General features: G+C 72.4%; 11 protein-coding genes. 6 read left to right on the plus strand and 5 right to left on the minus strand.

Annotated features, from left to right (window positions below; genetic code table 11):
• Positions 1-7: 7 nt before the first annotated feature.
• Together DP107_RS01420 and DP107_RS01425 are read right to left on the minus strand one after the other, a co-directional pair.
• Positions 8-643, minus strand: coding sequence for a helix-turn-helix domain-containing protein (locus DP107_RS01420; RefSeq protein WP_144260346.1), 636 nt, complete (start codon positions 641-643; stop codon positions 8-10).
• A 104-nt stretch (positions 644-747) separates the two neighbouring features.
• Positions 748-1467: a phosphoglycerol geranylgeranyltransferase gene (locus DP107_RS01425; protein ID WP_144260347.1), complete on the minus strand. Its 720-nt coding sequence runs from the start codon at positions 1465-1467 to the stop codon at positions 748-750.
• Between the two features lie 411 nt (positions 1468-1878).
• Between DP107_RS01425 and aspS the strand changes: the two genes are divergently transcribed.
• The 3 genes from aspS (at position 1879) to DP107_RS01440 (ending at position 5271) form a co-directional block, all read left to right on the plus strand.
• Positions 1879-3183 (plus strand): aspartate--tRNA(Asn) ligase, encoded by a 1305-nt coding sequence (gene aspS / locus DP107_RS01430; protein ID WP_144260348.1) that lies wholly within the window; start codon positions 1879-1881, stop codon positions 3181-3183.
• Between the two features lie 167 nt (positions 3184-3350).
• Positions 3351-4646, plus strand: coding sequence for a dihydroorotase (locus DP107_RS01435; protein ID WP_144260349.1), 1296 nt, complete (start codon positions 3351-3353; stop codon positions 4644-4646).
• Between the two features lie 79 nt (positions 4647-4725).
• Positions 4726-5271, plus strand: a complete 546-nt coding sequence (locus DP107_RS01440) for a DUF7529 family protein (RefSeq protein WP_144260350.1) — start codon at positions 4726-4728, stop codon at positions 5269-5271.
• A gap of 37 nt (positions 5272-5308) precedes the next feature.
• On the opposite strand, the gene DP107_RS01445 is transcribed toward DP107_RS01440, so the two are convergent.
• Positions 5309-6496 (minus strand): inorganic phosphate transporter, encoded by a 1188-nt coding sequence (locus DP107_RS01445; RefSeq protein WP_144260351.1) that lies wholly within the window; start codon positions 6494-6496, stop codon positions 5309-5311.
• Positions 6497-6633: 137 nt separating this feature from the next.
• On the opposite strand from DP107_RS01445, the gene ribH reads away from it, so the two are divergent.
• Positions 6634-7095 carry a 6,7-dimethyl-8-ribityllumazine synthase gene (gene ribH / locus DP107_RS01450; protein WP_144260352.1) on the plus strand — a complete coding sequence of 154 codons (462 nt, stop codon included), beginning with the start codon at positions 6634-6636 and terminating at the stop codon, positions 7093-7095.
• Positions 7092-8282: a pyridoxal phosphate-dependent aminotransferase gene (locus DP107_RS01455; RefSeq protein ID WP_144260353.1), complete on the plus strand. Its 1191-nt coding sequence runs from the start codon at positions 7092-7094 to the stop codon at positions 8280-8282. Before ribH ends, DP107_RS01455 begins: the two co-directional genes overlap by 4 nt.
• A 209-nt stretch (positions 8283-8491) precedes the next feature.
• On the opposite strand, the gene DP107_RS01460 is transcribed toward DP107_RS01455, so the two are convergent.
• Entirely contained in the window at positions 8492-9466 is a 975-nt protein-coding gene (locus DP107_RS01460; protein WP_144260354.1) for a Gfo/Idh/MocA family protein, read from the minus strand.
• A 109-nt stretch (positions 9467-9575) separates the two neighbouring features.
• Between DP107_RS01460 and DP107_RS01465 the strand changes: the two genes are divergently transcribed.
• Positions 9576-10715 carry a Gfo/Idh/MocA family protein gene (locus DP107_RS01465; RefSeq protein ID WP_144260355.1) on the plus strand — a complete coding sequence of 380 codons (1140 nt, stop codon included), beginning with the start codon at positions 9576-9578 and terminating at the stop codon, positions 10713-10715.
• A gap of 15 nt (positions 10716-10730) precedes the next feature.
• On the opposite strand, the gene DP107_RS01470 is transcribed toward DP107_RS01465, so the two are convergent.
• Positions 10731-12734, minus strand: a complete 2004-nt coding sequence (locus DP107_RS01470; RefSeq protein ID WP_144260356.1) for a bacterio-opsin activator domain-containing protein — start codon at positions 12732-12734, stop codon at positions 10731-10733.
• Positions 12735-12778: the final 44 nt, after the last annotated feature.

Raw genomic sequence — 12778 nt, forward strand, 5'->3', positions numbered from 1 at the left:
CGATACCTCAGACGAGCTGTTCGACCAGCCGCCGGTACCCCCGTCGCAGGCGCTCGGAGACCGCCTGGTTCGAGATGTCGAGCTCCTCGGCCAGCCCGGAGGTGGTCGTCCCCCGCGGGATGTCGAAGTAGCCCATGTCGTAGGCGAGGACGAGGGTCTCGCGCTGCTCGTCGGTCAGTCCGAGGTCGGTCCCGGTCGGGCTGCCGGCGTCGTACAGCCGCTTCAGCTGGAAGTCGACGCCGTTCTCCTCGAGGAACCCCCGATATTCGGTGAGCGCCGCGCGGTCGGGGAACCGGATGCGGCCGTGCCACCAGTCGTCGGTGTAGTGGGCCTCCAGCCGCTCGGCGCCCAGCTCCACCCACCGGTTGTAGAGCACGACGTCGGTCTCGTCGCTCACCGCGATGCGGTAGAGTCGCTTTCCGCCGGCCGTGTCCAGAACGGAGAGGTCCTCGACCGTCGGGTCGCCGGCGACCGCCCGCTCGAACGCCTCGAGCGGGCCGCTCCCCCACGCGAACAGCACCGGCCGGTACGGGTCGGTGGCGAACGACCGCTCCAGCTCCAGCTCCACCGCCGGGACGGCCTCGAACGTCGGGGCCAGCGCGAGCCGGTCCGACGAGAGCCGGTACTCCGCGATGACGCTCATACCGCTCCCCTCCCCCTCTCGAATCGCCGCATACCCAATCTACTCGACACGACCTAAACCCCTGTCGATGGGGCCGGACGTCGTCCCCCGTGGCCCGCGTCGTCTCAGTGGCTGGCCGTTCGGGCGTCCCGGGCACCCTGGACCGTCTTCCGGACGGCTTCGACCCCCTCGTCGTGGACCAGGTCGCCGACGATGACGGTGTCGGCGTGGGCCGCCATCCGGTTGGCCGAGTCGTAGTCGTGGATGCCGCCGCCGTAGAACAGGGTGGCCTCGTCGAGCGCCTCGTGGGCGGCACCGACCCTGTCGACGTCGCCGAGGGTCCCCGAGTACTCGACGTAGACGATCTCCTGGCCGAACAGCTGCTCGGCCGCGGTGGCGTAGGCCGCGACCTCGTCCGGGTCGAGGTCGCAGTCCGCCCCGGTGTACTCCGCGACCGACGAGTCCGGATTGAGCACGATGTACGCCTCCGTGTGGGTCCGGTCCCAGTCGATGTCGGGGTCCATCCGGACCCACTCCTTGTGGGCGCCAGTCACCCAGGCGATGTCCCCGGCGTTGAAGACGATGGGGATGAGATAGCCGTCCAGCCCCTCGTCGTGGACGACCGTCCCGGAGTGGGAGGGCTCGATGTACACCGGAACGTCATGGGCCACACAGGCCTCGACGACCCGCTCCATCTTCGCCTCGGTCATCCCGGTGGTGCCACCGATCTCGATGGCATCCGTCCCGGTTTCGCAGACGTCACCGAACGTCTCGCCGTCGACCAGCGCCTTGTCCGGGTCGATCTTGGTGATGTGGGTCCAGTCGGTCCACGGTGCACCGCTCATGTCCCGGGCGATGCTACGCCGGGACTAAACCGTGTCGGAAGGGCCAGGGGGCGTGGTCTCCGGTGGACCAGAACACGGGCGGACCGTCGCCCTCTCACCACCGATAGCCCGCGGTCGACCCGTCTCCCGACACGGACGGCGAACGGGCGACACCACGGGAGCGTACGCGCCCCCACCTGCGACGGGTCGGTCGCGCCGGCTGTCGGGACACGTGCTCGCGGGTCCCGGACTCGTAGTCGGACTGCCGGGCGACGGGCGGCCCGGATAACCCGGAAACCGGGCGGATATCCGTCGAAACGGACGAAATATCGCGTTGTGGACCGGGGTCGCGGAGGAGACCGCGGAGTACGGGCCGTGGACGTGGCCACACGGTAGCGACACGTTTTCGGCCCCGGTACGAGAACCAGGGGTATGGAGGACAGAACGTACACCGCGGACGCCGAGCCGGGCGACCACGCGACGGTCGCCGGCTGGGCCCACGAGATCCGCGACCTCGGCGGCATCGCCTTCCTCATCGTCCGGGACACGACCGGCAAGATCCAGGTCAAGTTCGAGAAAGAGGAGATGGACGACGCCCTCGTCGAGACCGGCACCGAGGTCACCCGTGAGTCCGTCGTGCAGGTCACCGGCGCCGTCGAGGACGAGGAGCGCGCCCCGACCGGCGTGGAGATCGTCCCGGAGTCCGTCGAGGTCGTCGCGCCCGCCGAGCCCGAGCTGCCGCTGGACCCCTCGGGCAAGGTCGAGGCGGAGCTGTCGACCCGGCTGGACAACCGGACCCTCGACGTCCGCCGCGAGGAGGCCCAGGCCGTCTTCGCGATCCGCGCCGAGGTCCTGCGCGCGGTGCGGGACTACTTCCGCTCGGTCGGCTGCACGGAGATCAACACGCCGAAGATCGTCGCCACGGGGACCGAGGGCGGGACGGAGCTGTTCCCGGTCACCTACTTCGGGCGCGAGGCGTTCATGAACCAGAGCCCGCAGCTGTTCAAGCAGCTGATGGTCGGCTCCGGGCTGGAGCGCGTCTTCGAGGTCGGCCCCATCTTCCGCGCCGAGGAGCACAACACGCCCCGGCACCTGAACGAGGCGACGATGATCGACTTCGAGTCGGCGTTCATCGACCACCACGAGGCGATGGACGTCTGCGAGGGCACCCTGCTGGCCGCGTACGAGGCCGTCGCCGAGAACTGCCGGGACGAACTGGAGACCCTGGACATGGTCGAGGCGTTCGACGTGCCCGACGAGGGGTTCCCGCGGCTCACCTACGAGGAGGCCATCGAGCGCATCAACGCGACCGGCGAGCTGGACGAACACCTCGCCTGGGGCGACGACCTCCCCACCGAGGGGGAGAAGGCCCTCGGCGACGAGGTCGGGGGTCACTACTTCATCACGGACTGGCCCGCGGAGATCAAGCCGTTCTACATCCAGGACTACGACGACCGGCCGGAGCACTCGAAGGGGTTCGACCTGATGCACCCGCAGATGGAACTCGTCTCCGGCGGGCAGCGTGAGCACCGCTACGAGGAGCTCGTCGCGGGCTTCGAGCAGCAGGGGCTCGACCCCGACCAGTTCGAGTACTACACGAAGATGTTCAAGTACGGCATGCCGCCCCACGCCGGCTGGGCGTACGGCGTCGAGCGGCTCGTGATGACGATGCTCGGTCTCGCCAACATCCGCGAGGCGGTGCTGTTCCCGCGAGATCGCCAGCGACTGAGCCCGTAGGGCGAAGTCTCTGGGAGCCAGCGAGACGAGCGAAGCGAGTCTCGCCGGACCGCCAGCGGTTGAGCCCGTAGGGCGAAACCCTGCCGGCGACCGAACCCGAGCGAACGCGACCCCCTCTCTCGCCGCTGGGTCGGGACACTTACGCCGTCCCCCGCGCGAATCGTGGTATGCTGATTCGAAACGCCACGCTCGCGGACGGACGGGTCCGCGACGTCCGCGTGGCGGGCGAGCGCATCGCCGCCGTCGAGGAGGAACTCACCGCGGAGGCCGGCGAGGACGTCATCGTCGCCACCGGGAAGCGGCTCCTCCCGGGGATGATCGACACCCACGTCCACTTCCGCCAGCCCGGCTTCGGCCACAAGGAGGACTGGACCAGCGGGTCGAAGGCCGCGGCGGCGGGCGGCGTGACCACCGTCGTCGACCAGCCCAACACCGACCCGCCGACGACGACCGGCGATGCGGTCGACGGGAAGGCGGCGTTCGCCCGCGCCTCGGCAGTCGACTACGGGCTGAACGGCGGCGTCACGCCCGACTGGGACCCGGACTCGCTGTTCGACCGGCCGCTGTTCGCGCTCGGCGAGGTATTCCTGGCCGATTCGACCGGCGACATGGGCATCGACGCCGACCTGTTCGACGACGCCGTCGCGCGGGCCGCCGCGGCGGACGTGCCCGTCACCGTCCACGCCGAGGACGCCGACCTGTTCTCCGAGGACGCGCTGAGTCGGTCCGATGACGACGCCGACGCGTGGAGCGCCTACCGGACCCCGGCGGCCGAGCGCGCCGCCGTCGAGCGTGCGGGCGAGGTCGCGGCCGACCACGACACGGCCGTCCACATCGCCCACACCTCCACGCCGGAGGGTGTCGACGCCGCGGCGGACGCGGGGCTGACCTGCGAGGTGACGCCCCACCACCTGTTCCTGTCGCGCGATGACCTCGACGAACTGCGCACGTTCGGCCGGATGAACCCCCCGCTCCGGGACGAGGACCGCCGTGAGGCGCTGTTCGAGCGGCTCGCGGACGGGACCATCGACATCGTGGCGACCGACCACGCCCCCCACAGGCGCGAGGAGAAGACGGTCGGCATCTGGGACGCCCCCTCGGGCGTGCCGGGCGTCGAGACGGCACTGCCGCTACTGCTCGTCGCCGCCGCCGACGGCCGGCTCTCCTACGAGCGGGTGCGGGACGTGACCGCGGCGAACCCCGCCGCGCTGTTCGACCTCCCGTCGAAGGGCCGCATCGAACCGGGACGGGACGCGGACCTCGTGCTCGTCGACCCGTCGGAGCGCCGGCACATCCGCGGGCTGGACCTGCACTCGAAATGCGGCTGGACGCCGTTCGAGGGGCGTGAGGGGGTCTTCCCCGAGTGGACGATGCTCCGCGGAGGGGTCGTCTACCACGGGGCCGCGGACGCGTTCGCCGAGACCCGTGGCCGGAACGTCCGCGCGCCCGAGGACGCGGCCTGAGCCGCGGGTCGGCCCCGTCTATCTCCCCGTGCGACCGGGCGCCGAGGGGGTTTTCACGGTCCCGCCCCCCGGTCGGCACATGACCGACGACTCCACGGGTGGGCCGGCCGAGGGAGCGAGCGGGTCCGAGGGCCCCGAGCCGGTCCCCGACGCTGCGACGGGGAACCACTGGAAGCAGCTCGTACTCGAGATGGAGGAGATGGCCGACAGGCACCGGAGCGCCGGCTGGGCAACGACGGTGCTCCACCCGACGGCCAGCGGTATCGTCGACGACCCCGAGCCCGGCATCGGCGTCGTGGTCTCCCGGGAGGCGTTCGACGCGCTCGACACGACGGTCAGCACCCGGACGGTCGAGGAGTACGAGGTGCTTCGGGCGGACCTGCCCGGCGAGATCCAGATCCTGACGGTACTCTACACGGAGGACGCCGAGACGGCCGTCTTCCTCCCCGCCGCCGTCGACGCCGACCGGCTGGCCGACCTCCGGCCGCGGGTCGGGACGCGGCTGTACACCCATGTCACGCCCCCGGAGGAGGACGCGACCATCTCGTTCACGCACGACGACCCGGCGCTGTTCTTCCCCGGGGGCGACGCCGAGTCGGACGAGCCGGGCGTCGACGCGCCGTAGCGGGCACCGGCAGGCGACCCCGGACCGCGCCAGCGGTCTACAGTACCGCGTCCACGGCCACGAAGGCACCGTAGCTCAGGGCGAACGCCAGCGCCAGCGACCCGGCCCACGCGAGCGCCGTCTTCAACATCTTCCCGCGGCTGACCCCGGCCCCGCCGGCGGCGTAGCCCGAGCCGATGATGGCCGAGACGATGATCTCGTTGAACGAGACGGGGACGCCGAGGAAGACGGCGGTCTGCGCGATGGCGAAGGAGGGGATGAGGGCGGCGATGGAGCGGCGGGGGCCGAGCGAGGAGTAGTCCTGTGCGAGCGCCTTGATCATCCGGGGGGCGCCGGTCCAGGAGCCCAGCAGCAGGCCGAAGCCGCCGCCGAACAGCAGTCCCGTGAGCGGGAGGGCCAGCGACGCATCGGACAGCAGCGGGAGTAGCGGGCCGAGCGCGAGGCCGACCTGCGAGCCGCCGGCGGAGAAGGCGACGAGGCCCCCGAGTACGAGCAGGAAGTGGCGCTGGCCGGCCGCCTCATCGCGCGCGATGTCCTGGGCGAGCGCGAACGCGACGACGGCCGCGAAGGCGAGCGAGACGGCGACCCGGAGCGGGAGGGCGGGCCCCGGCAGCGCGGCGGCGACCGTCGCGGCGGCCGAGGCGGCCTCGCCGGCCGGCCCCAGCAGGACGAACTCCACGTTCGCGAGGATGAGGCCGACGACGGCCGCCAGCAGCGGCACCGCGAGTCGCTCGGGGACCCGGTCGTCACGGAGCGTGACCGCGGTCCCGAAGGCGATGCCGCCGCCGACGAACGGGACGAGCACCCACAGCGTCGCGATCTCCTGGTACTTGGCCCACGCGGGGTCGCCGCCCATGGCGAGTCCGGCGCCGACGACCGCGCCGGTGACGGTGAAGGCCGTCGCGATGGGGTAGCCGGCGAAGACGCCGACAGCGACGAGCGTGGCGGCGACGATGAGCCCGACTGTCGCGGCGACCGGCGAGAGCGTGACCCCGACGACGAGTTCGCGCCCGACCGCCTCCGTCACGTTCGCGCCCTGCAGGACCGCCCCCAGCAGGCCGAGGATGCCGACGATGAACCCCGCACGCATCACGCTGATCGCGTTGGCGCCGACGGCGGGCGCGAACGGTGTCGACCCCGAGGAGCCCGCGCCGATGGACCAGGCCATGAACAGGCTCGCGAGGCTCGCGATGACGAGCGTCGCGAGCGTCGCGGTGGCGACCATTGGTTCCGGGAGCCTACCGGGTCCCCCCGGTTAAAGGGACCAGTTCCGGCATAGCCACCGGCACCGCGGCGGTCGGCGGCGCCGCGGGGCCCGTTTGAAACGGCAGTTCTTTGGGACCGCTGTGTCTCCGCTAGGCCATGGTAGCACTCGGACTGGTGGTCGCTCAGTTCAACAAGGAGCGACCGATCACACAGGAGATGGCCGAGGCGGCTCGGGAGACCGCCGCCCGGCGCGACGCCGACGTCGTCGCCGAGGTACCGGTGCCGGGGTCGTACGACGCGCCGCTGGCCGCCGACCGCCTGGCGCGACACGACGGTATCGACGCGGTCGCGGTGGTTGGAGCCATCGTCACCGGGGACACGGACCACGACGAGGTCATCGGCCACGCCATCGCGCCGAAGCTGTCGGACGTGGCGCTCGACCGGGATACGCCCGTCACGCTCGGCGTGACGGGCCCGGGCCAGAGCGCCGCCGAGGCCGACGAGCGCGTCCACGTCGGGGCCGACGCCGTCGACGCCGCGCTCGACCTCGCGGGCGACCTCCCCGACCCCGGCACCGACCTCGATGCATACGACGCCGACACGGGGGTGGAGGCATGAGCCTCGACTTCGCCGAGCGTGTCGCCCGGGTCGAGCCCTCGGCGACCATCGCCATCTCGAACCTCTCGGCCGAGCTGGAGGCCGACGGCGTCGACGTCGTCGACCTCTCGGTCGGGGAGCCGGACTTCCCGACGCCCGAGAACGTCGTCGAGGCCGGCAAGGACGCGATCGACGCCGGGCACACCGGCTACGCGCCCTCGAACGGCATCCCCGCGCTGAAGGAGGCCATCGTCGATAAGCTCGACGCCGACGGGCTGGACCACACCACCGACGAGGTCATCGTCACGCCCGGCGGGAAGCAGGCCCTCTACGAGATCTTCCAGGCCCTCATCGACGACGGCGACGAGGTCGTCCTGCTGGACCCCGCGTGGGTCAGTTACGAGGCCATGACGCGGCTCGCCGGCGGCTCCATCTCGCGGGTCGACACCTCGGACGCCGACTTCCGGCTCGAGCCCGTGCTGGACGACCTCGCCGCAACGGTCTCCGACGGGACGGAGCTCCTCGTCGTCAACTCCCCGAACAACCCGACCGGCGCCGTCTACAGCGACGCGGCGCTGGAGGGCGTCCGCGACCTCGCCGTCGAGCACGACATCACCGTCATCTCCGACGAGATCTACAAGGAGGTCGTCTACGACGTCTCCCCGACCTCGCTGGGCGCGCTGGACGGGATGGGCGACCGCACGGTCACGCTCAACGGCTTCTCGAAGGCCTACTCGATGACGGGCTGGCGGCTGGGCTACTTCGCCGGGCCGAAGGAACTCGTCGACCAGGCCGGGAAGCTCCACTCCCACTCCGTGACGTGCGCGACGAACTTCGTCCAGCACGCCGGCGTCGAGGCGCTGCGCAACACCGACGACGCCGTCGTCGAGATGCGCGACGCGTTCCACGAGCGCCGGGACATGCTGGTCGACCTGTTCGCCGACCACGGCAAGGACGTGGCCGTCCCCGACGGCGCGTTCTACATGATGCTCCCCGTCGCGGAGGACTGCGAGGCGCTCCGTGCCTCGGGAACCGGCGACGAGCCGGTGGACCAGGCCTGGTGTGAGGGTGCGATCGAGGACGCCCACGTCGCCACCGTCCCGGGCAGCGCCTTCGGCACGCCCGGCCTCGCCCGCCTCTCGTACGCGGCCAGCGAGGAGCGGCTCCGGGAGGGCGTCGAGCGGCTGGCCGAGGAAGGCTACCTGTAATCAGGGAGTACCCCGATCACGTTCTCTGTTGTCCACATTACTCGACAGTTATGGCTTTTTGGACGGAAAACCCTCTTCAGACGAGTTATAGCGAGTATAGCCACCGATTCTCCCGTGAGACGGCTGCGGCGGCCGCCAGAACCCTCACGCGTCGGGGACGCACCGCAGGGAGGCCCGGCAGGTCGAGAGCGCCGCCGGTCGACGCCGCCCTACGACGGTTCGACCGGCGTCCCGCTCTCGGCGCTCTCGTACAGCGCGTCGATGACGCGCATGTTCGCCACGGCCTCGGCGGGGCCGGTTCGGGGCTCTACACCCCGCGTGACGGCGTCCGCGAACGCGTCGATCTGCAGCCGGTACTGGTCGGCCGGGTCGAACCGCTCCGTCGTCCGCTGGCCGTCGGTCGCGTAGGTCAGCGCCGCCGGCTCGTCGGCCGGGACGTTGAACGCCGGGCGGGCCTCGACCCAGCCGTTGGCCCCCTCGACGCGGTAGCGTTGGACCTCCGGGGTATCGAACGACCCGCTCACCGTCGCCGTCGAGCCGTCGTCGTACGCCAGGACGCCAGTCAGACGCGTATCGACGCCCGCGCCCCGCGAGTCGTGCCGGGTCGCGTACACGCGGTCGGGCTCGCCGAGGAAGAGCCGCGCGGCCGAGACGGCGTAGCAGCCGACGTCCATCAGGCTCCCGCCCGCGAGGTCGGGGTCGAGCCGGACGTCGTCGGGTCGGCCGTCGAGCCGGAAGTTGAACGTCGCCTCGACCGAGTGGACGTCCTCGAGCTCTCGCTGCACGAGCTCCGCGGCGCGCTCGGTCCGCGGGTGGTACCGGTACATGAACGCCTCCATGAGCGTGACGTCGCGCTCCCGACAGTGGGCCGCGACGACCTCGGCCTCCGCGGCGTCGGCCGTCAACGGCTTCTCGCAGAGGACGTCCAACCCGGCGTCGGCCGCCCGGGTCGTCCACTCGCCGTGGAGCCCGTTCGGCAGCGGATTGTAGACGGCGTCGATATCGGCCGCCAGGAGGGCCTCGTACGAGCCGTACGCCGCGGGGACGTCGAGGTCGGCGGCGACGGACTCCGCACGCTCCGGGTCCCGGGAGGCGATCGCCGCGACCGTGTGGTCGGTAGCCTGGATGGCCGGGACGACCGCCGTCCGGGCGATCTTCGCCGTACTGAGGATACCGAATCGCATACCGACCGCTCGACGGCCGGGGTGATAACTTCGGGGCGTTCGGCCCCGTGGAGCCGGTCGAGCCCCTCACGGGGGCAACGCTGTTGGGTCTTGGGCGGGGGCGTACGGCATGGACACGACTCAGCCACTCCGCGTCGGGTTCCTCGGTTACCGGTTCATGGGTGCGGCACACGCGAACGCGCTCGCCCGCCTCCCCATGTTCTTCCCCGACGTCCCGGCGGTCGAGCGGTCGGTGCTCGTCGGGCGTGACGAGCCGGCACTCGCGGCGGCGGCCGACCGGCTCGGGTTCGGGCACACGTCGACCGAGTGGCGCGACGCGCTCGACGACGTCGACGTGTTCTACGTGCTCGGCCCGAACCACCTGCACGCCGAACCCGCCATCGCGGCGCTCGAGGCCGGGGTCCCCGTCCTCTGCGAGAAGCCGCTCGGGCGGACCCTCACGGAGGCCGAGCGGATGGCGGCCGCGGCCGCCGAGGCCACCGTCCCGGCAGCCTGTGGGTTCAACTACCGGTTCGTCCCCGCCATCCAGCACGCAAAGCGGCTCGTCGACGCGGGGGAACTCGGCGAGATCCGACACGTGCGGGCCCGGTACCTGCAGGACTGGCTGGTCGACCCCGACGCCCCGTGGAGCTGGCGCTGCGACGCCGACCGGGCCGGCAGCGGGGCGCTCGGCGACCTGGGCGCCCACAGCATCGACCTGGTCCGGTACCTCGTGGGCGACCGTGTCGGGGGGATCGCCCAGCTGAGCGGCCAGCTCCGGACGTTCGTGGACGACCGGCCGGCCCGGGAGGGCGACGAGCGGCGTCCGGTGACGGTCGACGACGCGTACAGCGCACAGGTGACGTTCGACGGCGGGGCGCTCGGGACGTTCGAGGCGTCGCGGGCCGCGACGGGCCACACCAACGACCACACGGTCGAGATCGACGGGAGCGACGGGAGCGTGCGGTTCTCGCTCGAACGGCTGAACGAACTCGAGGTGCTCACCGGCGACGGCCGCGGCTACGAGACCGTCCTCGTGACCGACGACACGGACCCGTACGGCGACCACTGGTGGCCGCCGGGCCACGTCCTCGGCTGGGAGCATCCCGTCGTCCACGAGAACGCCGCGTTCCTCGCCGCGGTCGGAGGGGCGGAACCGGCCGCGGCGGCCCCGTCGGCCCTGCCGGACTTCGAGGACGGGCTGGCGACACAGCGGGTGCTCGATGCGATCGAGCGGAGCGACGAGCGGGGCGAGCGGGTCACGGTCTGAGCGGCCGGCGGGCCGCTACTCGCCCGCGGGCGCCTCGTCGAAGAACAGCTCCAGGAAGTTGCGCTGGGCGGCCCGGAGGTGGTAGTGGAGCGTCGCGGAGGTGATATCCATCCGGTCGGCGACCTCCTCGGCGGTGTGGTCGCGGGGCCACTCGTAGTAGCCCATCAGGTAGGCCGTCCGGAGCACGTCGCCCTGCCGGTCGGTGAGGCGCTCGTCGGTGGCCTGCCGGAGGTCGCGGGCGGTCTCGACGGGCTCGTCGACGCGGCGCTTGGCCTTCAGCGACGCGCCGAACTCGTCCTGGAAGGTCTCGACGATCGTCCGGGTGTCGGTGCGGCCGGCGATGCGGGCGGCGAACTCGGCGATGCCATCGGCGGCGGTCGCCGCCTGCACGACGGCGCCCGCGTCGCTCAGCCGGCCGGCCACGCTCGTCGCCAGCCGCGCCTCCAGCACCGTCGTCGGCGTCCCGCCCCCCTCGCCCCCGTGCTCGCTGACGACCGCCACGTCGTCAGCGCCCGCGGCCGTCGCGGCCGCCATCACGCCGGCGGCGGCGCCCTCGACCTCCAGGTAGTGCCGGAGGCCCCCGTCCTCCGGGACCGTCCACCGGAGGGTAACGGGCCCGGTCGTCCGGGAGAGCCGCGCCAGGAAGCATCGGTCGTCGTCGATCCGGAAGACGAGCTCCGTGGTCGTACTCGAGTGGAGGAGCAGCTCCGTGTCGGCGGCGTTGATAGCGAAGCCGACGACCCGTGCGAGCCGCTCCAGCGCCGCCTGCTCGCGGTCGGTGAACGCATCCGCCCGCGGGGAGTGCAGGCAGAGCACCCCGTAGGTGGTCTCGCGGTGGGTGACCGGGAGCGCCATCGTCGCGCGGATGCCGTGCTCGGCGGCGCGGTCGGCCTCGCCGTCCGCGTCGGCGGTCATCCAGCCCGACCGCCGGACGCAGGAGTCCCCAGTCCGGAACGCGACGACGGCCGGGTGGTCGTCGGCCGCGTCGCCGTCGCCCTCGGTCGGCGACCCCTCGGCGGGGAGCGTTGCCGGCGCGCCGGCGGTCGCGGTCGGTTCCAGCCCGCCCGCGCCGCTCCGGCCGACCCAGACCGTCCGGTAGAGGTCGGAGGCGGCGAGTCGCTCGCAGACCGTCGCCTCGATGCCCTCCCGGGTCGCCGACTCGACGATACCCTGGACCACGCCCTCGACGGCCTCGCTGATGCGGTTCAGCGTCGCCAGCTGGTCGCGGTGGCGCGCGAGCTGCTGCTCGCGGCGGTGCCGGCCGGAGACGTCACGGACGATGCCCACCACGCCCGCGTCGTCCCCGTCCGACACGGTGGCGACGTGGAGCTCGGCCGGGAGCTCGTCCGCCGCCCCCTCCAGGGTCACCTCGACGACGCCCGTCGAGCGGTCGCCGGCGAGGACCGCCTCGTGGAGCCCGACCGCGGCGGCCCCGGAGTCGCCGGCCAGCACCGACCGGAGCGGCTCGCCGACGAGCGCCTCGCGGGGCCGGCCCAGCGTCGCCGCCAGCCGATCGGTGACCGCCACGAACCGGCGGTCGCCGTCCAGCGCGTAGGCGCCGTCGCCGACCGCCTCGAGGAGTTCGACTCGCCGGAGCGGCCCCACGTCGGCGCCCCCGGCCTCGGTGTCGGTGTCGGCCGCCGTCCCGGTGCGCGGCGGCTCCGGGCGTCGTGTCGCGAGCACGGCGGCGACCTCCCCCTCGACCGTGACCGGGCGGCAGTCGAACGCGACCGGTTCGCCGTCGGCCGAGAGGTCGAATGCCACCGTCGGCTCCGTGCCGGTGGCGGCAGTCGCCACCGCGTCGCGGACCCGTTCGCGGTGGTCCGGCCGCGCCAGCCCGTCGAACGCCGTCAGGTCACGGTCGGTCACCAGCGGCTCGGCACGGTCGTTCCACTCCCGGATGTCCCCCGCGACCGTGAGGAGGAACGCCGCGCCCGGCAGCGCGCCCAGTAGCGCCGACCCGGGCAGCGCTCCGAGCGTCGCGGGCTCGCCCTCCCGTTCCTCGTACCGTCGTCCCATGGGCCGGTGAGGTGGGTAGACGTTCCGCTGGTCGCGGATAAATC

This window comes from Haloglomus irregulare, assembly GCF_007421925.1.
Lineage (GTDB): Archaea > Halobacteriota > Halobacteria > Halobacteriales > Haloarculaceae > Haloglomus > Haloglomus irregulare.